Here is a 26,785-nt window from a genome sequence, read left to right on the forward strand (position 1 = left end):
TAATCTTACCGATATAACTTAAATTAAATCATTCACTTTGTTGACGTTGGCGGCATGCTTCATACAACGCCATACCAGTAGCCACACTTACATTTAAACTTTGTAAGTTTCCAGCCATCGGAATAAATACAGTTTGGTCACATTGCGATTGGGTGATTGGACGTAATCCAGTATCCTCCGCACCCATCACCACACATACTGGTGTTCCTGTAAAATCAAACTTCTGAATAGGTAATGCTTTTTCATCGAGCATAGTGCCGACCACACGGACATTATAATTTTCTTTGATTTGTCCAAGCGTACGCGCCAAATTGGTGACTTGAATAAACTTCACTTTTTCAGCCCCACCTGCTGCAACTTTACGAGCAGTCGGGGTCAATGTTGCCGCACGGTCACGCGGAACAATCACCGCTTCTACACCCATAGCTGCCGCTGTACGGATACATGCGCCTAGATTATGCGGATCCGTGATATGGTCTAAAGCCAGCAATAAAGGTTGTTGGGTTGACTCTAGAAGCTGATCTAAATCTTTTTCATTTAATACAGGATGTGGGCGAACAGCTGCGACCACGCCTTGGTGAAAAGGTTGACCTGCCAACTTTTCCAAGCTGTCACGACTTGCTTTTTGGACACTGATTCCAAAAGGCTCTGCAAGCTGGAGAATGCGCTGTAAACGCTGATCATCACGACCTTTTAAGGTAAATAAGGTTAAAACACGTTCAGGTTCTAACTCCAATAATGACTCCACTGAATGAACGCCATAATAATATTCGGACTTCGCCATGAACAACCTCATTAACAACCTGATGATAGAAATGAAAAATCCTGCAAAGCCAACTTTACAGGATTCTATTTGATGCTTTAGTTTAACCGATTTCGCTTAAAAATTCTTTGCCTAATTTAAAAACAACAGCATAGGTCTACTTTAAGCAAAGCTTTTTTAATTAGCCTTCTAAATGGCAAACGTAGTCTAAAACGTCATCCGTTTCAATTTTAAAACGACTATTACCAGGCACATAGAATGACTGACCTGCGCGGAACAATTCACTTTCTTCACTGTCTGCGATTTTAACGCGACATTCACCAGAAATAATTTCCATGCGTTCAGGCACATGTGTTTCAAATGTTAAAGCTTCTTCTGTTGGAAGAATGACCCCTAAAGTCTTTTTGGTTCCGTCTTCAAACTGCACAGTGTGGCTAATACATAAACCGCCAAAATATACATTAGATTTTTTAACTACTGATACATGATCATACTGAGCTGACATGCGTATTCTCCAGATAATGCGCATTTATAAAAATTATGTTCGATGTAGTTTAATGTTGCTCCGCAAACTAATCAATCTATGTTTTTAAGCTTAAGCTATTTCTATTTTTAGTCTGTTTTATCAGTCCGCTTAGATCAAAGCTTAAGCTTCTCTAACAATAAAGACCAAAAACCATAATACATGTCACCAAGAATGCCCACCTAATGCATGATCAATTTATTTCCTACTTAGAGTGAAGAAATGTCTTGTTTCAATATTGGCTGACAAAAGATGCAGATCAATAGATTCAAATGTCTATTGCATAAAATCAGTCATAAAAAATCTAGATATTTGCTTCATTTTTTATTTAATTCAATAAGATTTATCTATTTTGATGTTTTTACTGGCAACTTAAGCAAAGGAAATTACATTTTCATATTAAAATTATTTAGAATGCTTAAAATTACTTCGTATTAGAATACGTTCTGACTTGTGACCACAACAAAACTTCACTATCTTAGAACTTCACCGTTCGCAGCTTGGATGCGTTTATGCTGACACACTTAAATCTGATCAATTTTGCTTTAGCCGATAACCTTGCTATTGATATCGAGCAAGGGTTCAACGTGCTTACAGGTGAAACAGGTGCGGGTAAATCATTATTATTAGATGCGTTGTCAGCCTGTTTAGGTGAGCGTACCGATACCAATTATGTGCGTTATGGTGCTGAAAAAGCCGATATTACCGCCGTTTTTAGCTACCAAGCACAAAGTCCAGAAGCAAATTGGCTCAACACCCATGAGTTAGATGATGAATCTGGTGAAATTCATTTAAGACGGGTGATCTTTGCAACAGGTCGCAGCAAAGCATGGATCAATGGCCGTCCTAGTAGCCTCGCTGAATTGAAAGAACTTGGACGCCTCTTGGTACAGCTATACAGCCAACATAGCCAACAACAACTGCTTGAACCGCCCTACCCGAAGCACTGGTTAGATCGTTATAGTAATTTTTATCAGCCTGCCCAAGATGTGCGTGATGCGTATAGCACTTGGCAAAAAAATATTCGTACACACCAAGCAGCGATTGATGCACAAGCCAATCGCCTGCAACGTATTGACACTTTAAAATTACAACTTGAAGAACTTGAAGATGTCATTCGTATTGATTATAAAGAAATCGAACAAGAATTTGATCGTTTAAGTCACCATGAACACATCATGCAAGACTGTGGCTATAGCTTAAATGTTCTTGATGAATCTGAACAAAATATTACCCAAGAAATTTCTTCAATTATTCGACGTTTAGAATCACATGCTGGACGAAGTGAACTGCTGTCTGAAATTTACAATTCATTGATCAATGCACAAAGTGAAATTGATGATGCAACAGCAAATTTACGTCAGTTTATAGACCGCCAAAGCTTTGATCCTGAACGTATGGATGAGTTAAATACACAACTCGAAGTCTTTCATCGCTTGGCGCGTAAATACCGTATTCAACCAGATGAACTCAAACAGCAATATGAAACATGGCAAAATGAGTTAGAGCAACTACATCAACTTGAAGATCCTGAAACCCTCGCTGAGCAAGTTGAACAATCTCATCAAGTGTTTGTAGAGAAAGCACAACATTTAGATCAGATTCGTCGTGATGCTGCTGAACCTTTAGCCAAGCAACTGACTGAGCAAGTCAAACAACTGGCGCTACCAGAAGCACATTTTGAATTTAAATTTGAACCGCTGGAACAAGTTTCTGCTGAAGGTTTAAGCTTTATTCAATTACTCTTTACTGCCAATAAAGGTATTCCACCTCAACCGCTGGCACGTGTTGCTTCTGGTGGTGAACTGTCACGTATTGCATTGGTCATGCAAGTGATGAATGCCGAAAAAACCGAAGCAGAAGTTTTAGTGTTTGATGAAATTGATGTCGGAATCAGTGGTGGTACCGCTGAAATTGTCGGGCGCTTATTGGCAGGCTTAGGTCAACACGTTCAAATTTTATGTATTACTCACCAAGCTCAGGTTGCAGCCCAGTCCGATCAACACCTATTGGTGAAAAAACTACAAACAGATCCTGCAAGTAGTACCATCATTGCACTAGAAGAAGAGCAACTTATTTTAGAATTGGCTCGTATGACAGGCGGTATTGAAATTGGTGAAACCACCTTGCAACATGCAAAACAATTAAGACAGCTGAAATTTCAGCCATCTTAATACCTCAATCTAGTGTATAAAAAATAATACCCATATAAAAAACCAGTCAGCACGCGACTGGTTTTTTATTCCTATTTTGGAATATAAGCGCTTTTATCTATTCATTCGTCCTATTGTCATCGCTTTTATAGAGATGCACATTTTTATTTGGACACCATTTTGTTTATATTTTAAACATATTGATGAAAAACTTAGGCTGTTTTTGCAGGCTTTTAAAATATTCACAACCTATTGATATTAATTGTGCTATTTATATAGATATAGATTTTATTTAAACAATTAAAATTATTTAAGCGGATTGAAAAGGAGTTGCATATCGGTGCCAAAACAATATCTTTCTCATCGCTGCTTGATTGCACCACCTGATCTTGCTGATGATTTCTTTGCCAATACGGTAATCTATCTTGCCCGTCATGATGAAGATGGTGCGCAAGGTATTATTATCAATCGACCTTCAGGTATTCAAGTCAAAGAACTTTTGAATGACTTAGAAATTGAAGCTGATAATGTGCATCCGCATGAAGTCTTACAAGGTGGTCCATTACGCCCAGAAGCGGGTTTTGTGATTCATACAGGACAACCAACCTGGCACTCTTCGATTGCCGTGGGTGAAAATCTGTGTATTACCACCAGCAAAGATATTTTAGATGCGATTGCACACAATGAAGGTGTTGGTCGTTATCAAATTGCATTGGGCTACGCCAGCTGGAGCAAAAATCAACTTGAAGATGAAATTACCCGTGGCGATTGGTTGATTTGTGATTCAGATATGGATTTGGTGTTTAATTTGCCTTATACCGACCGTTGGGATGCTGCTTATCGTAAAATAGGGATTGATCGTACTTGGTTATCTTCTGAGATTGGACATGCCTGATTTAAATTCCCCACAACTGATTATTGCATTTGATTTTGGTACACAAAAAACGGGAATGGCTGTAGGCTCCTCCATCATTGAAAGTGCAACACCGCTTGCACTTTTCCCAATGAAAGATGGTATCCCCAATTGGGATGAATTGCTTAAGATCATCAAACAGCATCAACCGAATTTATTTCTGGTCGGTTTACCCTTAAATATGGATGATTCCGAATCAGAATTATCCACACGCGCACGCAAATTTGCACGACGTTTACGTCATCAAACCAATATTGAAACTCTAATGGTCGATGAGCGCTTAACCACACGTGAAGCACGAGATGAACTCGATCATTACCACGCGCAAGGTCGAGCAAAGAAATTAGCAGCGGATAGTATTGCAGCTGCTTTATTTATTGAAAGTTGGTATCGAAACCCTGAAGGAATTACCCCTTAAGCTGAGCATTAAAAATGTCAAAAACTTATGTCATCTACGGTGTAAGCAAAGGCTTGGGACAAGCTATTTTACACGCAGTACCTCAAACACAAGATCTGGTTTTTGGTATTTCACGTTCTCAACCACAGTGTGACCTTGCTCATTTCAAATGGATCTCTGCTGATTTATCAAAACCTGAGTACGCTCGGGATGTAGTTAAAAATCAAATTCAAAATCAGCCCATAGATTATCTGATTTACAATGTCGGGATTTGGGAAGCAAAAGCCTTTCAAGCAGATTATGACTTTGAACAATGTACTGACATTGAAATATCAAATTTAATTCACACCAATATTCAATCCTGTATTTTGGCAATTCAATCCTTGATTGAGAATCTTAGACTGTCTCCAAATGCAAAAATTATCTTGATTGGTTCTACGTGGGGACTAGATAATCATAACGGCAAAGAAGTGGTCTTTTCAGCCAGCAAATTTGCCCTCAGAGGCATTGTCCACGCTCTCCGAGAAAGTTTACGCAAAGACCAGATTGGAGTAAGCATATTAAATCTAGGCTACTTGGCGACTGAGTTTGATCTGAATACATCTGTGGATGAAGTTTTACAACAGAGTGGTCATGAGTTAATTCCCTTACAAGACGTTATTCTTGCCATCAAATTTATCTTATCCACCAGTCAAGCCAGCTGTGTTAAAGAAATTAATATGCCCGCTATGGCAGACCTAAATCTATAAAAAAAACCCATTTTTCAATGGACTTCAAGATCAAAGTTTAATGATGGATGCTGATTATTTTTTTGCTTGTTCCAAAATATGTACCGTCACGGTACGCCCTGCGACAAAGGCCAATGAATCATGGGGCACTTCATCTAAAATAATTTTCACAGGTACCCGTTGAGCCAAACGTACCCAGCTGAATGTTGGATTTACATTGGCCAATAAGCCCGATGAAGTTGTTCGTTCGCGGTCTTCAATCCCAGACGCAATCCCTTGGACATGGCCTTTATATTTCAAAGAATCGCCCATGAGTTGTACTGTTGCAGGATCACCTAGATGTATTTTATTGAGTTTGGTTTCTTCAAAATATCCCACAACATAGAGCTGTTTACGATCAAGTAAAGCGGCAACAGCTTGCCCAACTTTGACATAATTCCCTGCACGCAAATCAAAATTTGATAATGTTCCATCTGCTGGTGCAATCACTTCTGAACGTTGCATATTCAATTGAGCCAAATGCACACTACTGGTTGCTGCCTCAATCAAAGCTTTTTGTTGTTTTATATTGGCTTCTGCTTGTTGTACCGCAGCTTGCAATTGTTGATGCTCTGCATGGGACTGATCTCGTGTAGCAAACATCTGATCTTGTTCTTGTTTAGAGATCGCACCATTCATCAGGTCTGCATATCGATGTGCATTTTTATCTGCAAGATTGATATTGGCTTTTGACTTCACAATATTGGCTTTTGCCTCAGCAAGCCCCGCTTCTGCTTCAGCCAGTCCTGACTGGGCTTTTGCAAGATCTGATTTTGCTTGTTCCACGTCTAAAGTTTGGCGTGCTAAATCAATTTTAAAAAGCACCTGCCCTTTTTTCACTGTTTGGTTATCTTGAACCATCACCTCTGTGACTAAGCCAGCAATATCAGAAGACACTTGAATAACATCGCCACGGACACGCCCATCACGTGTCCAAGGTTCTGCATTGTAGTAATTCCAGATATGCAGCGCACAAAATATCGCAATAATCACCACGATACCCAATGATATCGGCCGGATTGCCTTACGTATGTCAAACGTATTCATTTCAATTTTCCAATCATTAAACTTAAAAGTAAATCAGCTCTATTGCAGCGGCTAAGTCGTCACCTGAATAAATACCCAATGAATCGACCACAATAAAATCAAATAGATACAGATGTTAAAAATCCCAGGCAATGCAATCCATTCTTTTTCAACCAAGCGATCTGTACCAATACACACCACTTTCCAGATGATGAATGCCAGAATTGCTTGAATTAAAAAAATTGGGACATAAACACCATAAATGTTGAGCTCACCCATATTTATGCTCCCACTAGAACAGTTGAAGGTTGCGCATCAACCAGATGAATATGACAAATACTATTGCGAATATTATTCACAGAAATTTCTATACGCTGTCGAATATCTTGATCACCTACAGCTTGCGCATCTTGTAAGACTTGATCAAATTGCTGAATCAATGCTTGTCGTAAGTTATCATCAGGCTGAGTTACTGCTTTTTCGCTTAACCACTGGTTAAGTAGGCCTTGTAATTTAACAATTGCACTGGTCGTCGTAGATTCAGGCGACAATTTTTGAGCCAACTCCTGCAAACGGGTTAAATCAATTGCGGCACTCGACTCAATCAAAGCATTGTTAATTTCGATTTTGAGCTGTTCTGACTGAATCAATTTGGTATTTAACACGCCAATACGATCAAGCATACTGCGTAAATGAATTCTAAAGCCCGTTCCATAAGACATCGCAATACTCTCCCGCATGGCTTTATAGTGTAAAGTCAACATCCGTTTTACTGTCATTTCAGGGGACATTGAACGTACCATTTGCATAATACAAACCGTGATAATCGGCCCAATCACGGTTGCAATCGAAGCATCAAAAAAGGTGATCTGATCCATCAAATAACGGTTTTGCAGATTTAACCCCATAATCGTACTCATAATCAGCGGTAAGCCCAGTGCATGCAAAGGCGGATGTAAATACAACATCACACAAAACATAATAAAGGGGGCTAATACAACGGCTAACTCCCAAAATGCGGTGATATGCGGAAAAATCCCATATGCATAAATAAAAACCAAAATAGCGGCATAAATACTGGAGCGGATAAATATTTTTAGCGCAGGTACAGGGTCATCTAAAAAGGTCAAAATACATGCTGTAATTGCGGCCATTTCTGCCACCATAAAGCCCATTTTCCAGCCACTTAAAATCCAAAATGCACAGGCAATGTTGGTGGTTAAAAATGCCGATATCCCGCCACGTACCGCAACGCCATAATCACGATGTAAACTGGGATAGGTTGTGGTTAAAGGTACAATGGATTCAGGTAAGCTATGATTACCTTGCTGCATGCATTGCCAAATAAACTTCACTGCACGAACATTTTGAATAAAATGGCGAATATCCATTTTTAGACTGCCCAAAATCACCTGCTGTTTAGCAGTTGCATGTTCAGTGATGGTTTGAAATTCTTGGTCAAAATGTTCAGGTAAGTGCTTAAGCTCATCTTCAAGAATGGCATTTTCACCTTCTAAAAAATCATCAATCTTTTGATGAAACTCAAGCAGATACGGACGATAAGTTAAATCAATTTGATCCAGTTGCTTGATCCGTTCTGACATTGCGACCAAGTTAGCCACTAACATCGTCACTTGATGTAGCAACTCTTGGAGTGGTTTGGTCATGCCCTTAAATTTTGAAGTTTCATAACTTAAATGCACAGCCATACTATGAATATCTGTTGTATCACGCGTGATATTGGTCAATAGCTGAGTATAATTATCTGTATGTGCCGGATCAGACAAAATTGAGTCAAAAGCCTGTTTGGTGTCTTGCATGGTTTTAGTGACACGGAGTTCGACCACAGGCCCAATATGCATAGGAAATATAGTGGCAGAGACCACAGCACTACACACAACACCCAACGAGATTTCTAAGAATCGACCCACAGCCATGTCGAAAATCGAAACTGTCTCGATATAATAAATTGAGTTAAAACAAATAATCACCGCGGTATAACCCGCTAACATCACCACATAACTGCGTGGTGATCGGTCGATTAAAGACAGATATAGACAGATCCCCACCCAAGTTGCCAGTACAAAGGTAAATAACCAAGGGGTATTAACCAAATGAGGCATCACTGCAATAGCAAAAATTGCTCCGATCAAGGTTCCTAAAATTCGATAGATACTTTTTGATGCCATCATGCCCGAATAAGGATTGGCAATCACAAAGACTGTACCAATCGCCCAAATCGGGTAGCTCAGGTTGAGCTCAAATGCGATATAGAGTGCCAGCATTCCTGCAATGAAAGTTTTGCTCGCAAAAATCCAATCGAGTTTATTGGGTCTAAAAGCCAATAAGGGTTTGATCAGTAACATGCAAGCAACTCACTATAAATTCAATTTCATTGATTTTCTCTGTCATCTCTAGCGCTCTAAGATCTAGGAAGCTGATATTCACCACTTTTATAAGGGTTTGTTGTACACATCACATTTTCTTTTCTTATAGACCAAAAAACCGCACTGCTTAGGGTCTTTTGGCATTTCATAAATGGCTTGCGTTGCCGCAAACATAGACGAATTGTCAGCAGTCCCACATCAAATAAACAGTGTGGTTTTAAAAAAGATGTGAATAGAAGAACAAATTTAGGCATTTGCTCAAATACAACGATTGAGTAGAGAAGGACTCAATTTATGATAAAAATTTACACTTCTAGAAAAGTATAAATTCACCATTGGATATTCATATCAGCAATAATCTCAAAAAAAACACAAATAATCAATAAAAATATCTCATTTTGATAATACAACTAAATATAATTTACTTTAATGTTCAAATGTAGTGCTTTTTCTCAAAATAACCACTAAAGTTAAAAATGTAGAATCATTTGCATTTACAATGCAAATTCCACTGTTTTTTCTTGAACAATTTGTTATAAAGTAACATTCATTATTATTTTTTTTGATTCTCACTAATTGAGTAGGTCATCAATGGCACTTTCCAGTTTTGGCAAAATTCTCACCGTATTGGATTTATTTTCGGTGTCTCGCCCAGTAATTAATGTCGATGTGATTTGTGAAGAGCTTGGTTTATCTAAACCGACCAGCTATCGCTATTTAAAAGAATTAGTTTCGGCTGATATTTTGCAACGCTTAAATGGAACTTCAGGCGATTACACCCTTGGTCCTAAAATTGCTGTGATGGACTATATTTCTAGAACCACCGATCCATTGGTTCAAATCAGCAAACCATTTATGCAAGAAATTTCAGAACGTACAGAGCTTTGCTGTTTACTGACACATTTAAATGATGACTATTGTATTGATGTTCATCATGAGGTGTATCGTGATGAAACTTTACTTTCTTATGGTCGTGGTTGCCCTCGTCCCGTATTTATGGGCTCTTCACCTAAAGTGATCATGGCGCATTTATCTAAACAGAAAATTCATGAATATTACCTTCGCTTTGCAACACAATTAACTGAAGTTGGTTTTGCTGAAAATGAAGAAACCTTTGTTAATAAAATGAAAAAAATAAAAAAACAAGGTTATTATTTTTCACAAGGTGAACTTGATCCAAATGTTTCTGGCTTATCTATCCCAGTGAAGTTTTCAAGTAAAGAAGCGCCTTTAGCATTGACCGTACTTGCTTCAAAAAATCGTTTTGAATACGTCAACACCCCAAAATTGATTGAGACCTTGCAAGAGTCTGCTGCACAGATTGAAAAACGCTATCAAGCACTCTCTGCCAATGACCAATTATCTGAATTTCACCCATAAGCGCAATCATCTTGATAATTTAACATTTTGTAATGTTTTTATCTCTTGATAATGTTTTTATATTCTCATAATATGATTATGTTCTTCAGTAATCCATGATTTTTTGGACATTGTTTTTGCGAAGACAATTCCTCCTCAGAGTAAGGAAGCCTATGTGTTTAAACATAGGCTTTTTTATGTGCAAAATTTTTTATCCATTGAGTTCACTTTTAAGCCATTAAAAAAATAATTAGAGTAATTGGCGAATCATTTTCATTGAGGAATAATCTAAAGCAGCCAATAACAATGATGCATAATTTTAATTAAGGAATGTTATGAATATCCTCATCGTCCATGCACACCCCGAACCCCTTTCATTTACAACCGCAATGAAAGATCATGCTGTTGAGGTCTTGGAAAAATTAGGACATCAAGTTGAGGTTTCAGACTTGTATGCCATGAATTTTAATCCAATCGCATCACGAGAGGATTTCTCAGAACTGAGTCATCCTGAATATATGAATTATGCTTTGGAACAGCGCCATGCTTGTAAAAACAAGCAGATTGCAGCAGACATTCAGATTGAAATTGAAAAAGTACAAAAAGCAGATTTAGTGATTTTAAGTTTCCCCATGTATTGGACATCTGTACCTGCCATCTTAAAAGGCTGGATTGATCGCGTATTCGTTTCGGGTATTTTCTATGGTGGTAAACGTTTTTATAACCACGGCGGCATGGTGGGGAAAAAAGCCTTGTTAAGCTTTACCTTGGGTGGCCGTGAACATATGTTTGGTGATCATGCGATTCATGGTTCAATTGATGACTTGTTACTGCCAATTCAACGTGGAACTTTAGCTTATGCAGGCTTTGAAGTGCTGCCACCATTTACCGCTTACCATGTTCCTTATATTTCTCATGAAGCACGTCAACAAATCCTGCTTGATTATCAGCAATATTTACATAACTTAGAAAATTTACCTGTATTAGACTTTCCTAAACTTGAACAATTTGATGACAAGCTTTATCCACTTGGATAAAAGTAACGAAAGGTCAAATTTACACGAGGCGCTAAAATTCGTGTGGATTTGGCGAGGCTATGTTTCCAATAACGTTGGGTCTGTCCTTGCATCACAATCAACTGACCACTGTGTAAAAGTAAATCTACTTTTTTAGCTTTCCACTTGTGCTTAAAAATGAATTTTCGAGTAGCGCCTAGACTCAATGAAGCAATCACTACATTGTGGTTGGGCGCTTCCAATGATGGCTCATCATCACTATGCCAACCCACGCCTTGTGAGCCATTTTCATATAAATTTGCCAAACAGGAATTATAAGTTTGCCCTGTGAGTTGCTCGATATGCTGTTTGAGTCGATATAAAGCGGGATTCCAGATATGGGCTTGTTTTGCCATACCTGAATAATGATATTGGTAATCATCATCGCCATACCACACCACTTTGCGCTCAGTTTTATAATATTGACCATGCAAATAAACTTCATCATGTTGCCAAGCCAAATGCTGTAGAAAATAATTTAAATATTTTTGACTTTGTTCATGATCCAAAATTAAGCCAAAGTCTTTTACTACCCCATCATAAGGCAGTAAATTATCTTGTGCTTCAGGTTCAAATAAATCTAAATTCATTGTCTAAAATGAGCTACAGGTTCATCCAACAATGAATCAATATTTAACATGAAACAAGTCATTTTTGATCAAAATTAAACAACTTTAATATGAAGAATAGTAGGTCATATCATGGGTAAATATTCAAATTAATTCAGCAAGCTGAAGAATTTAAATAGGATTTTGATCGTGAAGATTTGGACTAGTGTAAGACATTATTAAAATCTTTCACAATTCAAAACATAGCAATCACTTGTAGCAACGTTTATTCAGCTTTAGACTAAAACCAAGCTGATAAAAAGCAAAAAACCTATGAATTTATGGCAATTATTTCAAAAATTACGCCCCTTTGTACGTCCCTACCGCTGGCTTGTCATCGTTACCTTAGTGTTAACATTGATTGGCTCACTCACCGCTCAGGTCAATGCTCTTACACTTAAATATGCTGTAGACAGCATTAACCAACTGATCCAAGCAGGACAAGGCCTGACGGATGGATGGCACATTATCATTACCATTACTGTGGTTTTATTAGCCAAAGAAGTCATCAATGCAATTGTTCAGTTTGGGCAAAAATCATTTGGTGAAAAACTCAGAATTTTAATTTCACAGGACCTATCTCAAGGTATTATCGAAAAATTTATTACCTATCGATTGGCCTTTTTCGATCAGAAAAATAACCAAGCAGGAAAATTACAAACCCGTATCGACCGTGGAGTTAGCTCGCTCACTCGGCTGGTTCAAATCTTTTTTATTGATATTTTACCGTTATTTACCAGTGCAATTATCGCTTTAGCCCTAATGTATTATGCCAATTTTTGGGTGGGTGTGGTCGCAACAATCATTGTACCAATTTACTTTTGGCTGACCTTTAAACAATCACAAAAGCTTTCTGGCAAACGTCGAGCCTTGCGCGATAACATGGAAAAGAAGAATCAAGGTATTTTGAGTATTATTAACTCAATTACAGTGATTAAATCTTTTAATAAAGAGGCTGTTGAATCCACCAAGCAACTGAACTTACAAAAGTCACTGACTGAAAATCAGATGCAAACTCGACAAACCAGCTATATTTTTGATGGTCTAAAAACCTTTATCGAACAAGTTGGTGTAGTCCTGATCATTATCTTAACTGCTTACTTTGTTTTAGATGGACAAATGAGTATAGGGATGATCATGTACCATGTATTGTTGTTCAATAACGTGTCTGCACCGATCCGCTCTTTGCACCGTATTTATGATGAAATTAACTCGGCAATGATCTATTCAGAAAGCTTCTTTGGCATCTTAGAAGCAGATCATGAAATCGAAGCCAGTGGCTTAATGAAACCTCAAATTCATGGCAAATTTGAATTGGAAAATGTTGATTTTATCTATCCGAATGGTCATCAAGCCTTACATCGGATTAACATGACTATTCAACCCAATAAAATCACAGCTTTAGTCGGCTTATCAGGTGCGGGAAAATCAACCTTAATCAGCCTATTAGATAAATTTTACGCCCCGAATTCAGGCTGTATCAAACTCGATGGGATTGATTTAGAGCAACTCGATACACACTATTTAAGAGAACATATTGGCTTGGTATTGCAAAAAAACCATATTTTCCAAGGCTCAATTTTAGAAAATATTCGTTATGGTAAGCCCCATGCAAGCAATGAAGAAGTCATCGCAGCTGCAAAAAAAGCCTCGATTCATGAGCAGATTTTAAAATTACCCCATGCCTATGAAGCAGATGCCTTGCTATTGTCTGGCGGACAACAACAGCGTATCGCACTTGCTCGAATGTTCCTTAAAAACCCGCCTATTATCTTTTTAGATGAGCCCACAGCGAGTTTAGATGCCATCGCTTCAGAGCAAATCAAACAAAGCTTAGATGAGATTAAACAAGGTCGAACTGTGATTATGATCTCGCATAGCCTTTCACAAATTATTGATGCCGATTACACCTATGTGATGAAAGAAGGACAAATCGTTGAGCATGGTGAACATCATGATCTTTATCATCAAGATGGTGCTTATAAGGAAATTTTTGATGCGATGGCTAAAAGCTTAAATATCGAAAAAATTGCACGAACTTTTGAAGATGATGGTGAGGAAGAAACCCATAGCTAAAGTGTTGTTAATGTTTTACCAACCTCAGTATTCAAATTAAATTGCTTTTTGCAGCATTGGATCATTCAAGATATGCCTATCTGCTAACGAGATAAATTATCTTTTATGGACTATTCCCACATACAAATAAAAAGCCACTCTATGTTCTAGAATGGCTTTTTTCTTTTTAGGCCAATCATTTCCATTTTACTGCTTGGACTTCAACCTTTTTAGGATTGTCCGTTTCAGCACTACTGCAACCACAACCGCCACCGCATCCACTCACCATCGCAGGCTGAATCCATTTGGCTAAACGATTCCAACCTTGCGACTGACAAAATTGAGCCAGTTTAGAAAACACCGAATACGCTGACTTTGGAAAGACTTTCTTAAATACAAAAATTGCACTCCAAATCACCAATACCGCAATAATCAATAATTCAATCATCTCTAGCTCCTTTGCTTCAAGATTCTGGCTTATAGACCAAAATAACCTGACGCAATTTGATAAGTGAGGAAAGCCATTAAATAAGCCAAACCAAATAAATAGACCGTCATACCTGCAACAGTTTTCCAAGAACCTGTTTCACGTTTTACCGTAGCCAATGTCGCTAAACAATGCGGTGCATAGATAAACCACACCAACAACGATAAACCTGTTGCAACTGACCAGCTTAAATCACCCTGACTGATCAGATGTGATAAACCTTGAGCAACTGCATCATCATCCGCTGCGGATAAAGCATAAACCGTACCCAATGCTGCAACCACAACTTCACGTGCTGCCATCGCTGGAATTAAAGCAATACAGATTTGCCAATTAAATCCAAGCGGTTCAAAGATTGGGTGCATCACATGCCCCAGCATCCCGGCAAAAGAGTAGTCAATATCTGGTAAAGTTGCACCCTCTGGCGGTTGAGGGAATGTACATAAGAACCATAATAAAATCGATAAAGCGAAGATAATGCCACCGACGCGCTTTAAGAAGATCTTGGCACGGTCTAACAAACCAATCCATACACTTTTTATATCTGGGATACGGTAGCTTGGTAATTCCATCAATAAAGCATGTTGTGATTTATCTTTCTGGAAAAATTTCAGCACGGTCGCAACAATGAGTGCGCTCACAATTCCCGCCATATATAAACCGAAGAGCACTAAACCTTGTAGATTAAGGAAGCCCCAAACCATTTTCGCTGGAATAAATGCAGCAATCAGCAAGGCATACACTGGCAAACGCGCTGAACATGTCATCAACGGCGCAACCAGTATCGTCACCAAACGATCTCGTGGATCGCTGATACTTCGAGTCGCCATGATCCCAGGTACAGCACAGGCAAAACTGGATAACAGTGGGATAAACGCCCGACCACTTAAGCCTGCTTTAAACATTAATTTATCGAGTAGAAACGCCGCACGCGGTAGATAGCCTGACTCTTCTAAAACCAAAATAAAGAAGAACAGAATCAGAATCTGTGGCAAGAACACCACTACACTACCTGCACCTGCAATAATCCCATCGACCACCAAGCTGTGAAGTAGTGGCTGGGTAATAAACTGCCCAATCCAGCCACCAAACCAGCCAAAAAATTCTTCAATACCATCCATAAATGGCGCCGCCCAAGCGAATACAGCTTGGAAAACAATAAACATCATCAGCGCAAGGCTAAGAAGTCCTAAAACGGGGTGTAAAAAAATCTTATCGAGAAAATCAGTACGTTTATCTTCATGATCTAAAAAAACCACCACATCTTTTAAGATTTGGTCAATTTTTTCATGATTGGAACCTGAAAGCTTAACATCACTCAGTTCTGCACTTGGTGTGTGGAATTTTTCATTTTCCAAAGCACCCATCAAGTTTTCAATCCCTGCATTACGCACAGCAACCGTTTCCACCACAGGAATACCTAAACGCTGTGATAATTTTTGGGTATTGATCTGCATCCCACGACGACGCGCTTCATCCATCATGTTTAATACAAGCAGAATCGGTTTGCCTTGTTCAATGACTTCAAGGACAAGTCCCAAATGTAATTTTAAGTTGGTTGCATCCACCACACATAAAAATGCCTGTTGATCTTGTTCACCGGCAATTTTCCCTAAAACGACATCACGGGTAATGGCTTCATCAGGACTGGCTGCATCGAGGCTATATGTTCCAGGCAAATCTAGAACACGCACCGCACGACCAGAAGGTAAATTAAATGTACCCACTTTACGTTCAACAGTCACCCCAGCATAGTTGGCAACTTTTTGACGTGTACCGGTTAAATGGTTGAAAAGTGAAGTTTTACCGCAGTTAGGATTTCCCACTAAAGCAATACGTAAAGTTTCGCTCATGCGGAAGCTCCTTCTAATGCCTGATGTATTTCAATTTTCTCGGCTTCGATCTTGCGCAACGCAAATCGAGTAAAACCAATTTGAATGAGAATAGGATCACCACCAAAAACACCTTTTGTGATCACTTGTACACGTGTGCCAGGCACAAAACCTAGAGTTTCTAAACGACTCGCCACTAAATCTGGCTGATTGACATTATCTTGTGAGGTACGATTGACCTTTGCGATAATGGCAGTTTGCTTTACTTTCAAGTCTGACAAACGCACAGCAATTAACCCTAAAATTTACACGATAGACAGACTATTATACATACAAATGAGAATAATTACCAAGTAAGGTTTGATTACAATTCTCATTCAAATACGATATTCGACTTATGTTTTCTTTTAGTCTACATTCCATCAACAAATAAGTTTTAAACACCACCGAAGACCATGCTAAATAAGAAACCACGTATTCCTGCTGCTGTTGCCATTCCTGAAAATCTAGGCTTTTTACAGGGATTCCGTGACTATTTAATTGCGCAAACGGTCAGTCCGCATACAAGAAACGCCTATTTATCTGACTTAATTCAATGTAGTGAATGTGTAAATTCTTACCTTCCGAATTGGACACATGAAGACATCTCCGATGTACTTATTCAACTCACTAAACAAGGCAAAAGCCCTCGGTCAATTGCCCGTTCACTTTCTGCTTTACGTTCGTTTTTTAAGTTTTTACGTGAACAAAAGATTCGTTTAGATAATCCTGTCGCGACCCATAAAACCCCAAAACTCGGACGAGCATTGCCTAAAGATTTATCGGAGCAGGACGTTGAAGCACTGATCCAAGCACCAGAGGTCACAACAGCATTAGGTTTGCGTGATCGCGCCATGTTTGAAGTGCTTTATGCTTGTGGTTTACGTGTTTCTGAGCTTCTCAATTTAAGATTAGATTTGATCAATTTAAAACAAGGCTATTTAAGAATCACAGGTAAAGGTAATAAAGAACGTTTGGTGCCTTTGGGGGGCATGGCATGTGAATGGGTGGAAAAATATTTAACTGAATCTCGCCCACAACTGTATAAATCCGCTACCGATTATCTATTTCTAACCCAACATGGCGGCATCATGAGTCGTCAAAACTTTTGGTATGCCATCAAACGTTATGCCTTACAAGCTGGGATTCAAGCAGAGCTATCACCACATACCTTACGCCATGCTTTTGCAACGCATCTTTTAAATCATGGTGCTGACTTACGGGTGGTGCAAATGCTTTTGGGGCATAGTGATTTATCGACCACACAAATTTATACCCATGTCGCACAAATCCGTATGCAACAGCTGCATGAAAAATATCATCCACGTGCTTGATGGCTGAGCATGACGTGTATATCGGCAATTTACATCCCTTAATCAAGTTTTAAAGTACACTATTAAAAATTTTGTTATGCTAATTCCCTCAAATCATGCTGAAGAAACATAAAGAGTTATTTATGCAATTGAATCGTTCAAAATTGATGTTGGCTTGTCTTATTGCAAGCACGATGGCAGTGAGTGCTTGTTCAAAGAATCCAGACTCAAAAAAAGATGACACTTTAACTGCGACAGCACCTGCAACAGGTGAAGCATCGAATTTAACTGAGCGTGATGCAAAACAACGTCTAATTCAAACATTACAAGCCAATTTCAAAAAGGCTGGCGTTCAAGCCAAAATTTTAGATGCTAAACCGACTGAAATGCCCAATCTTTATTGGATCAGTATGGAAGGCATGAGCTCAGTCTATGCAACATCTGATGGTAAATTCCTGATCCAAGGCGATGTGATCCGTTTAGGTGGTGATAAACTCAGTAGCATTGGTGACAAAATACAAGCTGCAGAAAACAAGAAATATCTTGCTGACTTAAATATTAAGGACCTCTTGGTTTACCCTGCGCAAGGTAAGGTTAAACATGTGATCTATGTATTTACTGATGCAAGTTGCCCTTATTGCCATAAACTTCATGAACATATCAGTGAAATCACGGCTAAAGGTATTGAAATACGTTATATCGCATGGCCACGTGGTGAACAATTTATACCGACGATGGAAAGTATCTGGTGTAGTGCAGACCGTAGTGCTGCATTTAATCAAGCCATTGCTGGTACCGCGCTTCCACCAGCAAGCTGTAAAAATCCAGTTCGCGACCTGTATGCTTTAGGTCTAAAAATGGGTGTAAATGGTACCCCTGCGATCTACAATGCAGAGGGTGAATATCTGGGCGGTTATATGACTGCTGACGAAATTGAAAGCCGTTTAAATAAATAATTTTTATCAGTAAATTTACTATTATTTATAGCTCAATATAAAGATGCGTCAGGCTCTAGAGTCTGGCGCATTTTTTAGCTATGATCTAAGCTTAATATAATTTATATACATAATTGGAGTGTGACGTGAAACCAGTTCGTCTGGCAATACTCGGTCTTGGAACCGTAGGCGGTGGTGCCCTTAAACTACTACAAGAAAACGCTGCTGAAATTAGACGTCGCACCGGTCGAGAAATTGAAATTACCCACGTAGGCACGCGTCGTCCACGTCCAGATCTAAATTTACCAGCAAGCATTAAACAGAGCGCTGATCTGCTAGATATCGTCCGCCAGCCTGATGTTGATGTTGTCGTTGAGGTCATGGGCGGTATTCACCCTGCTTATGAAGTCATGATGGAAGCTATAAAACATGGCAAGCAAGTGGTAACGGCAAACAAAGCCTTACTTGCAGAACATGGCAATGAGCTATTTAAAGCAGCTGATGATCACCACGTACAAGTTGCCTTTGAAGCAGCGGTTGCCGGTGGTATTCCAATTATCAAGGTCATTCGTGAAGGCTTAGCAGCCAATAAAATTGAATGGCTGGCGGGTATCATCAATGGTACAGGTAATTTCATTCTGACTGAAATGAGTGAAAAAGGTCGTGCCTTTGCGGACGTACTTAAAGAAGCGCAAGAACTTGGTTATGCCGAAGCAGACCCAACATTTGATGTTGAAGGCATTGATGCTGCGCATAAGCTGACTATTCTTGCGTCATGTGCCTTTGGTATTCCTTTACAGTTCGATAAGGTTTATACCGAAGGTATCACCAAGATTACTGCACAAGATGTGAAATACGCTGAAGAGCTTGGCTATAAGATCAAACACTTGGGTATTGCACGTCGTTCTAGCAAAGGCATCGAACTTCGCGTACACCCAACCCTGATTCCTGAAGAAGAGCTTCTTGCCAATGTAAATGGCGTGAAGAATGCAGTTTTGGTTCAAGCCAATGCAGTTGGCCCTACATTGTATTATGGTGCAGGTGCAGGCGCAGGCCCTACTGCTTCTGCGGTTGTGGCAGATGTGGTTGATATTGTCCGTGATATCATTTACACAGAAGATGGTTCAGGTACTATTCCTCAGCTTGCCTTTGAAGCTCTTTCCGACTTGCATATCTTGTCGAGTGATGAGATGACCACAGGTTATTATTTGCGTTTAAATGCTGAAGACCAAACTGGCGTACTTGCAGATGTAACAACAATTTTAAGTCGCACTGGAATCAGTATTGATGCCATCATGCAGCAACCTCGCTTAAAAGATCTGATTCCTATCGTGATTTTGACTGATCCGATTGTCGAATCGAAAATGAATGAAGCGATTGCACAAATTCAAGCCTTACCTGCTATCCATGGCGAAATCGTACGAATTCGTTTAGAATTGCTCGATAACTAATCGGGTTTTAAACTCCTCTAAATTTGCAGCAATACCCTGCAAAGCGCCATTCAATGAATGGCTCAGCCTCTCCGAGTAGAGGCTTAGAGGTTAAAAGAATATCTTATTTGCTCTACACACAATTGGAACACCATCATGTCTAATGCCAATCGCTATACAGGACTTGTTGATCGCTATCGTGACCGCTTACCAGTATCGAAAACTACACGTGCTATTTCTTTAAATGAAGGTAATACGCCTCTCATTAAATTAGACAATATTCCCGGTATTATTGGTAAGAATGTTGAAATTTATGTGAAGTATGAAGGTTTAAACCCGACAGGTTCGTTTAAAGACCGTGGTATGACCATGGCAGTGACCAAAGCAGTAGAAGAAGGCTCTAAGGCAATTATCTGTGCATCTACAGGCAATACCTCTGCTGCTGCTGCTGCATATGCTGCTCGTGCGGGTATCAAAGCATTTGTGTTAATCCCAGAAGGCAAAATTGCCATGGGTAAAATGGCACAAGCGATGATGTACGGCGCGATCACCATGCAAATTCGCGGGAACTTCGATGACGGCATGCGTTTGGTTAAAGAAGTTGCAGACCAAGCGCCGGTAACGATTGTTAACTCAATCAACCCATACCGCTTACAAGGTCAGAAGACCATTGCTTATGAAATCGTAGAAGCATTAGGTCGTGCGCCTGACTACCACTGCTTACCTGTTGGTAATGCGGGCAATATCACTGCGCATTGGATGGGTTATACCGAAGCAGTTGCTAATCAACCTGTTGAAGCATTTGAACAAGTGGTTTATGACCCTGAAACAGATAAGTTTACCGGTCCAAACCCTGAAGGTCGTCCGGTCATGGTCGGTTATCAAGCTTCTGGTGCTGCGCCATTCTTACGTGGTGGTCCTGTTGAAAACCCAGAAACAGTTGCAACAGCAATTCGTATTGGTAATCCTCAAAGCTTTAATCATGCTAAAGCGGTCGTTCGTGACTCAAATGGCTGGTTTGATGAATTAACTGATGCAGAAATTTTAGAAGCGCAACGTCTGCTTTCTATGTATGAAGGTGTATTTGTTGAACCTGCTTCTGCGGCATCTATCGGTGGTGCAATTCGTGATATCAAAGCAGGTAAAATTGCTGAAGGTTCTGTGATTGTATGTACTGTGACAGGTAATGGTCTAAAAGATCCTGATACCGCAATTAAACAATGTGAAGATGCAGTGATGTTATCTATTGATGCAACAATGAATCAAGTGAAAGACTCTATTCTTTCAAATATGTAATAACGCATTCACATCTAAAAAACCAGTTGTGCGCAACTGGTTTTTTATTTGCTCAAGCTAAACATTATTCTTCTTCATATTGGTCATAGTACAGATCTGATTCAGTCACACTATCTGCCTTTAATATCAATTGCTTTGTCAGCACGATTTGAAAGTGCCACCCAAACACCAGTATTCCAAATTTACACATCTCATAATCTATTTTTTATGCTTAATTTAAGCATAAAAAAAGCCCTTCATATTAAAGAGCTTTTTGTCATTTGGCTGGTTAAGTGCTGTGAGAAACCGATTAGATACGTTTCGGTAAATTACTGACCCAGTTTAATAAATTGGTTGCATCATTGGTACGTGCCTGAGAAGAACTTGCACCTAATAACACCACCACAGCTGGACGACTATTTACAGTAGTATGCATAACTACGCAACGCCCTGCTTCATTGATATAACCCGTTTTAGAAATATTAATATTCCAGCCACCATTACGTACTAAGGCATTGGTATTGTTTGATTTCAACACGCGATAACCTAAATTAAAATCATAATGTGCTGTTGTTGAAAATTGACGGATCAAGCCATATTGCGATGCAGCACTGACTAAAATCCCCAAATCTCGAGCAGAAGAAACATTACGTGGATCTAAACCAGTAGATTCAACATAATGGGTTGAGTTCATGCCCAATTGACGTGCTTTTGAATTCATTGCAGCAAAAAACGCTTGGCGACCACCTGGGTAAGTACGTGCTAAAGCCGCTGCAGCTGGATTTTCTGATTTCATCAATGCCACAAGTAACATTTCAGCACGATTCATGGTATCGCCAACTTTTAAAGTTGAACTTGAATTCTTACCACCAGCGCCCGCAAAATCGATTTGTTGCAAAGTGATGTCTTCAGACATATTTAAACGGGCATCTGCGGTAATCACTGCTGTCATCAACTTGGTAATTGATGCGATAGGCAATGCCATATTGGTATTTTTACTAAACAGGACTTCACCTGTTTTTGCATCCATCACCAATGCTGCGCGCGCATTTACCGATGGCTGGCTATTATAGGTATTGGTGTCATAAATCTGTACAGACTTATTGGTCAATGTTGTTGGTGCAGCATTTGATGCACGAATTGTTGTGGTTAAGGTGGTTGAGCCTTTTGGAGAAATATCTTCGCCATCATCATCCAGAGAGTCACCATTGAGTAACTGGCTCGCATCTGAAGAAGACCAATTTACAGTTGCTTGTCCGCTCCCCCCCGATGAGTTCATAATGATTTCAGCAAAACCGGTAGAACTCAAACTGAGTAGTACTGACAAACTCAGCACATGCATTAACGTTTTTTTTGGTTTTTTCACGATAATTTACTCACCTCAAGGAGGTATTCACAAACTTGCTAATTACCTCAAATATGACTTACATTTACACTCAAACGTGACTATATTAAAACAAATATTTCAATCACGCCGTATTATGCGTAAATATTGAATGGATATTAGGAATAGGATTGCCAATTTTGTTATGTCTTTGCAAGTCTTTTTTGCTTTATGTAACAAAAATGTCGATATTGAGAAATTTAAGGAGGTGTAAGTGATTACTGTTTTAGTGGTAGATGACCATGAATTAGTAAGAACCGGCATCTGCAGAATGTTAGAAGATCAGACCGATATTCAAGTCATTGGACAAGCAGAATCTGGTGAAGAAGCAATTACGATTGTAAGGCAACAACATCCCAATGTGGTTTTATTGGATGTCAACATGCCTGGAATTGGTGGTGTAGAAACTACCCGTCGTTTGTTACAAACCGCACCTGATACCAAAGTACTCGCTGTGAGTGGTTTAGCTGAAGAACCCTATCCATCGCTGTTATTGAAAGCTGGAGCTCGTGGTTACATTACCAAGGGCGCACCGATCACTGAAATGGTTCGTGCAATCAAAAAAGTCATGCAAGGCGGTAAATATTTTAGTGCAGATATTGCTGAACAACTTGCAAGTTCTTATCTGTCCGATACACAAACCTCACCTTTTGACGCACTGTCAGAGCGTGAAATGCAAGTTGCCATGATGGTGGTAAATTGTGTCAGTGCACAAGAAATTTCTGACAAACTCTTTGTCAGTGTGAAAACAGTCAATACTTATCGTTATCGTATCTTTGAAAAATTAGGACTTGATAGTGATGTAAAACTCACTCACCTTGCGATACGTTATGGTCTAATTAAGCCATAAATTGATTAAAACAATAATTTATCTTGAGTACGATTTATGTCGCCTACGGTAACGGTTCCTATTTATCAAACAATTTACCGTCTAGGCACACTGTATTCAGGGTATAGATTGGTTATTGCCTTTTGCTTAGTCATTATTTTTCTGATTACCCTTGAACATCAGCCCGTACATTACGAATATCCCAGCTTATATTTTTATTCTCTAACCGCATTTACGCTGATCGCAGCATTACAAATGATGCTGCTCAAGTTCTATCCGCATGGGGTTGGGCGGCAATTTATCGGTTTTTTTATTGTTGATATTCCCTTTCTAAGTACCTTGGTATTTGCCCTCAATGGGCCAAATTTAGCCATCAGTATTTTGTTCGTGATTGCCGTTTTTACCGCGAATTTTCTGCTGAGTAAAAATAAAGCGCTATTCGTAACACTGGTTTCTGTGATTGCAATTATTTACCAACAGTTTTTAGGCAGCTTCTTCGATTTTTCAAATTTAAATAATATTAGTAACAGTGCCTTATTGGCTTTTTTATTTTTTATGGTCTATGGCATTGGACAGATTGCAATTAATCGCTTCCAAGTTTTAGAGTCGTTAAATACCTATCAATCTCTTGAATTATTTAAGTTACAGAACATTAACCGCTATATTTTAGAACAGATTGAAGTCGGTTATTTGGTGCTTGATGAAAAATGCAAAATTATCGTCAGTAACCCTGCTGCCTGTTTACTTTTGGGCATTTCACCGCTTTACGCACATGAGCAATATCATTTATCCAGCTTTCAACCGGACTTATATGAAATCTTAAAAGATGCCATGTTACGTGATGGCGAACGCTTCCAATTTGAATCCCAACAGTCCTCGTATACAGTCGATATTCGCGTACAAAAATTGATTGTTCCGCATCAAGCACTCACGCTTTTAGTCCTCGAAGATGCACAAAAAATTAATCAAAAGGTACAACAACTCAAACTTGCCGCACTTGGTCAATTATCGGCCAGTATTGCCCATGAAATTCGCAATCCGCTTGCCGCCATTGCGCAGGCCAATGATCTCTTTATCAGCAGTGATCCAGAACAACAAATAATTTTAAATCAAATGATTACCAAACAGACCATCCGTATCAATAATATTATTAAAGATACCTTAGATATGGCAAAAAATAAAAAGATCCATACCTCAAAAATTAATTTTCAAGAATTTGTTGATGACTTATTACGCCATGATTTAGGGGATGCTCAGGAAAAAATCAAATTAGAAATTCAAGTTGATGTTTGGATCTATTTTGATGATTCTCATCTTCGACAAGTTCTAATCAATTTAGTCCGTAATGCATTACGTCACAATGATCAAAATGCTGAACACATTTTAGTGCAAACGTTTAAAAATGAATCACACGTATATATCGATGTGATTGATTATGGGAAAGGCGTCACAAAACAAGATCTTTCGCAATTATTTCAGCCATTTTTTAGTACCGAAATCAATGGAACTGGTTTAGGATTGTACCTATCGCAGACGATATGCGAAGCGAATCAAGCGAAACTAATTTACGTAGAGCAAAAACAACAAGGGGCGTGCTTCCGTATCGAATGCCCACTCATGGATTAGATTAGGTTTTTGGGGATATGACTACACGACAACCATTGGTTTTACTTGTAGATGATGAACAAGATTTATGTATGTTAATGCAAATGAGCCTTTCTCGAATGGGCATCAAAACGCATATGGCACACCATTTACAACAAGCCAAATATTTTTTTAGTGAATATAAATATGATGCCTGTATTACCGATTTAAACCTCCCTGATGGTAGTGGTTTAGATTTGGTTAAACATGTATCGCAACATTATCCTAAAACACCAATTGCAGTCTTAACTGCATATGGAAATATGGAAATTGCGATTGCCTCGCTGAAAGCAGGTGCTTTTGATTTTGTCAGCAAACCGATTAACCAATTACATCTGCAACAGCTTTTACAAAAAGCTTTGCATGTACCACAGTTAAGAGAAACTATCAGCGATGCGCCGCTTGAGGAATCAATGCTCATCGGTGATTCACAGGTGATTCGTAAGTTAAGAGAATCGATTAAAAAAATTGCTCGTTCACAAGCACCAGTATTTATCACGGGTGAATCGGGAACAGGTAAAGAAGTAGTTGCCAATCTCATCCATCTACTCAGCAACCGCAGTGATAGCCCTTTTGTTGCGATTAATTGTGGTGCAATTTCTGAAGAGCTGATGGAGAGTGAGCTATTTGGGCATAAGAAAGGCTGTTTTTCAGGTGCAACTCAAGACAAACAGGGCCTTATTCAAGCTGCCAATGGTGGTACCCTGTTTTTAGATGAAATTGCAGAACTGTCATTGGCCATGCAAGCCAAACTGTTACGAGCTTTACAAGAAAAGAAAATTCGTCCTTTAGGCAGTGATACCGAAATCGAAGTTGATTTTCGTATTATCAGTGCAACACATCAAGACATTGAAGCGTTCGTTGAACAAGGCAAATTCCGTCATGATCTGTTTTTTAGAATTCATGTGATGGATATTGTGCTCCCGCCATTGCGCGAACGTGATTGTGATATTTTGATTTTAGCCAATCATTTTCTTCAGCAAATTTGTACAGAATGGCGTATTTCAACCAAGTCATTCACTGAACAAGCCAAAGCTTTTCTTTTGCAACAACATTACTCAGGCAATGTTCGTGAATTACGCAATATCATCGAAAAAGCCATTACCATGAGTGATGAAGACTATATTGATATTCAACAGCTACAACCTGCTCCGCATCGTGGTATCCACAAAGTCGAACAGCATGATCTGATGCAAAGTAAAGCCTTGCCTATCGTTATGCCGAATAAAGCACAAAACATTCCAGAAGAAGGTTTGGAGCAATATTTGGAAAAAGTCGAAAAAGAGGTGCTGTTATCTGCATTAAATCAAACCCATTGGAATCGCACTTTAGCTGCGAAGAAATTAGGCATGACGTTTCGTTCTTTACGCTACCGTTTGAAAAAGTTTGGTTTAGATACCGATGATGATGAATAAAAGTAGCCTCCATTCTTCATCATAATATCAATTCAAACGCTTTTGCTTTTTACATGGTTACAGCGTGACAACATGGATGTCGTCATTGAGTAAGGGGGTACACCCCTTACTCAACATAGGATTTGGTCATTTTCATTTTGAGCAACAAGCAAGCATTGGCTTAGTTTGCAGTGCAAGCTGAAGGATCGCCGACACA

The 26,785-nt window shown here is 39.1% G+C and carries 24 protein-coding genes; 14 read left to right on the forward strand and 10 right to left on the reverse strand.

What is annotated here, in order from left to right:
• Window positions 1-28: 28 nt before the first annotated feature.
• Window positions 29-784, reverse strand: a complete 756-nt coding sequence (gene rlmB / locus GJV03_RS01465; protein WP_004818598.1) for a 23S rRNA (guanosine(2251)-2'-O)-methyltransferase RlmB — start codon at window positions 782-784, stop codon at window positions 29-31.
• Window positions 785-944: 160 nt separating this feature from the next.
• Entirely contained in the window at window positions 945-1,268 is a 324-nt protein-coding gene (locus GJV03_RS01470) for a pyrimidine/purine nucleoside phosphorylase (RefSeq protein ID WP_004718357.1), read from the reverse strand.
• 530 nt (window positions 1,269-1,798) lie between these two features.
• Here GJV03_RS01470 and recN point away from each other — a divergent pair.
• The 4 genes from recN to GJV03_RS01490 all read left to right on the forward strand — a co-directional run bounded on the left by recN (window position 1,799) and on the right by GJV03_RS01490 (window position 5,498).
• Complete coding sequence (gene recN, locus GJV03_RS01475; RefSeq protein WP_154129312.1) at window positions 1,799-3,460, forward strand: DNA repair protein RecN; 1,662 nt, start codon at window positions 1,799-1,801, stop codon at window positions 3,458-3,460.
• A gap of 319 nt (window positions 3,461-3,779) precedes the next feature.
• On the forward strand, window positions 3,780-4,334 hold the full coding sequence (locus GJV03_RS01480; protein WP_105714632.1) for a YqgE/AlgH family protein: 555 nt from the start codon (window positions 3,780-3,782) through the stop codon (window positions 4,332-4,334).
• A complete protein-coding gene (ruvX, locus tag GJV03_RS01485; RefSeq protein ID WP_004818593.1) occupies window positions 4,327-4,770 on the forward strand; it encodes a Holliday junction resolvase RuvX in 444 nt (147 codons plus the stop codon). Before GJV03_RS01480 ends, ruvX begins: the two co-directional genes overlap by 8 nt.
• Window positions 4,771-4,784: 14 nt before the next feature.
• Window positions 4,785-5,498 carry an SDR family oxidoreductase gene (locus GJV03_RS01490; protein WP_154129314.1) on the forward strand — a complete coding sequence of 238 codons (714 nt, stop codon included), beginning with the start codon at window positions 4,785-4,787 and terminating at the stop codon, window positions 5,496-5,498.
• A gap of 54 nt (window positions 5,499-5,552) precedes the next feature.
• Here the strand turns inward: GJV03_RS01490 and GJV03_RS01495 are convergent, their stop codons facing one another.
• Genes GJV03_RS01495 through GJV03_RS01505 form a run of 3 tightly spaced genes read right to left on the reverse strand, consistent with a single transcriptional unit; the run spans window position 5,553 to window position 8,908 of the window.
• On the reverse strand, window positions 5,553-6,563 hold the full coding sequence (locus GJV03_RS01495) for an HlyD family secretion protein (protein WP_154129315.1): 1,011 nt from the start codon (window positions 6,561-6,563) through the stop codon (window positions 5,553-5,555).
• A 51-nt stretch (window positions 6,564-6,614) separates the two neighbouring features.
• Window positions 6,615-6,821 (reverse strand): DUF1656 domain-containing protein, encoded by a 207-nt coding sequence (locus GJV03_RS01500; RefSeq protein ID WP_004718368.1) that lies wholly within the window; start codon window positions 6,819-6,821, stop codon window positions 6,615-6,617.
• Between the two features lie 2 nt (window positions 6,822-6,823).
• The gene (locus GJV03_RS01505) at window positions 6,824-8,908 is read right to left on the reverse strand and encodes an FUSC family protein (RefSeq protein WP_154129316.1); all 2,085 of its coding nucleotides are present in this window, start codon (window positions 8,906-8,908) and stop codon (window positions 6,824-6,826) included.
• Window positions 8,909-9,520: 612 nt separating this feature from the next.
• Here GJV03_RS01505 and GJV03_RS01510 point away from each other — a divergent pair.
• Both GJV03_RS01510 and GJV03_RS01515 read left to right on the forward strand, forming a co-directional pair.
• A complete protein-coding gene (locus GJV03_RS01510; RefSeq protein ID WP_004818582.1) occupies window positions 9,521-10,309 on the forward strand; it encodes an IclR family transcriptional regulator C-terminal domain-containing protein in 789 nt (262 codons plus the stop codon).
• A 314-nt stretch (window positions 10,310-10,623) separates the two neighbouring features.
• On the forward strand, window positions 10,624-11,325 hold the full coding sequence (locus GJV03_RS01515; protein ID WP_154129317.1) for an NAD(P)H-dependent oxidoreductase: 702 nt from the start codon (window positions 10,624-10,626) through the stop codon (window positions 11,323-11,325).
• Here GJV03_RS01515 and GJV03_RS01520 read toward each other — a convergent pair.
• Window positions 11,310-11,933, reverse strand: coding sequence for an alpha-ketoglutarate-dependent dioxygenase AlkB (locus GJV03_RS01520; RefSeq protein ID WP_154129318.1), 624 nt, complete (start codon window positions 11,931-11,933; stop codon window positions 11,310-11,312). The genes GJV03_RS01515 and GJV03_RS01520 overlap by 16 nt on opposite strands.
• Window positions 11,934-12,224: 291 nt before the next feature.
• On the opposite strand from GJV03_RS01520, the gene GJV03_RS01525 reads away from it, so the two are divergent.
• Window positions 12,225-14,027: an ABC transporter ATP-binding protein gene (locus tag GJV03_RS01525; protein WP_154129319.1), complete on the forward strand. Its 1,803-nt coding sequence runs from the start codon at window positions 12,225-12,227 to the stop codon at window positions 14,025-14,027.
• Window positions 14,028-14,202: 175 nt separating this feature from the next.
• On the opposite strand, the gene GJV03_RS01530 is transcribed toward GJV03_RS01525, so the two are convergent.
• From GJV03_RS01530 to GJV03_RS01540, 3 genes are read right to left on the reverse strand one after another with little or no spacing between them, the layout of a single operon-like run.
• Window positions 14,203-14,454, reverse strand: a complete 252-nt coding sequence (locus GJV03_RS01530; protein WP_004718378.1) for a DUF6587 family protein — start codon at window positions 14,452-14,454, stop codon at window positions 14,203-14,205.
• 29 nt (window positions 14,455-14,483) lie between these two features.
• Entirely contained in the window at window positions 14,484-16,346 is a 1,863-nt protein-coding gene (gene feoB / locus GJV03_RS01535) for a ferrous iron transport protein B (protein WP_004718379.1), read from the reverse strand.
• Entirely contained in the window at window positions 16,343-16,612 is a 270-nt protein-coding gene (locus GJV03_RS01540; protein ID WP_004718380.1) for a FeoA family protein, read from the reverse strand. The genes feoB and GJV03_RS01540 overlap by 4 nt, the downstream gene beginning before the upstream one ends.
• Before the next feature lie 168 nt (window positions 16,613-16,780).
• On the opposite strand from GJV03_RS01540, the gene xerD reads away from it, so the two are divergent.
• The 4 genes from xerD to thrC all read left to right on the forward strand — a co-directional run bounded on the left by xerD (window position 16,781) and on the right by thrC (window position 21,338).
• A complete protein-coding gene (gene xerD, locus GJV03_RS01545) occupies window positions 16,781-17,698 on the forward strand; it encodes a site-specific tyrosine recombinase XerD (protein WP_056516585.1) in 918 nt (305 codons plus the stop codon).
• Between the two features lie 122 nt (window positions 17,699-17,820).
• The gene (locus GJV03_RS01550) at window positions 17,821-18,633 is read left to right on the forward strand and encodes a thioredoxin fold domain-containing protein (protein ID WP_004718384.1); all 813 of its coding nucleotides are present in this window, start codon (window positions 17,821-17,823) and stop codon (window positions 18,631-18,633) included.
• 125 nt (window positions 18,634-18,758) lie between these two features.
• Window positions 18,759-20,063 (forward strand): homoserine dehydrogenase, encoded by a 1,305-nt coding sequence (locus tag GJV03_RS01555; RefSeq protein WP_004718385.1) that lies wholly within the window; start codon window positions 18,759-18,761, stop codon window positions 20,061-20,063.
• A 135-nt stretch (window positions 20,064-20,198) separates the two neighbouring features.
• The gene (gene thrC / locus GJV03_RS01560) at window positions 20,199-21,338 is read left to right on the forward strand and encodes a threonine synthase (RefSeq protein WP_004718388.1); all 1,140 of its coding nucleotides are present in this window, start codon (window positions 20,199-20,201) and stop codon (window positions 21,336-21,338) included.
• A gap of 289 nt (window positions 21,339-21,627) precedes the next feature.
• Here thrC and pbpG read toward each other — a convergent pair whose 3' ends face one another.
• On the reverse strand, window positions 21,628-22,683 hold the full coding sequence (pbpG, locus tag GJV03_RS01565) for a D-alanyl-D-alanine endopeptidase PBP7/8 (protein ID WP_004718389.1): 1,056 nt from the start codon (window positions 22,681-22,683) through the stop codon (window positions 21,628-21,630).
• Window positions 22,684-22,915: 232 nt separating this feature from the next.
• Here pbpG and GJV03_RS01570 point away from each other — a divergent pair, with 232 nt between their 5' ends.
• From GJV03_RS01570 to GJV03_RS01580, 3 genes are read left to right on the forward strand one after another with little or no spacing between them, the layout of a single operon-like run.
• Window positions 22,916-23,551 (forward strand): response regulator, encoded by a 636-nt coding sequence (locus GJV03_RS01570; protein WP_004718392.1) that lies wholly within the window; start codon window positions 22,916-22,918, stop codon window positions 23,549-23,551.
• Between the two features lie 36 nt (window positions 23,552-23,587).
• Window positions 23,588-25,156, forward strand: coding sequence for an ATP-binding protein (locus tag GJV03_RS01575; RefSeq protein ID WP_151956270.1), 1,569 nt, complete (start codon window positions 23,588-23,590; stop codon window positions 25,154-25,156).
• A gap of 17 nt (window positions 25,157-25,173) precedes the next feature.
• Window positions 25,174-26,589 carry a sigma-54 dependent transcriptional regulator gene (locus GJV03_RS01580; RefSeq protein WP_105714623.1) on the forward strand — a complete coding sequence of 472 codons (1,416 nt, stop codon included), beginning with the start codon at window positions 25,174-25,176 and terminating at the stop codon, window positions 26,587-26,589.
• Window positions 26,590-26,785 lie beyond the last annotated feature (196 nt).

The sequence above is a fragment of the Acinetobacter sp. RIT698 genome (assembly GCF_009668065.1).
Lineage (GTDB): Bacteria > Pseudomonadota > Gammaproteobacteria > Pseudomonadales > Moraxellaceae > Acinetobacter > Acinetobacter guillouiae.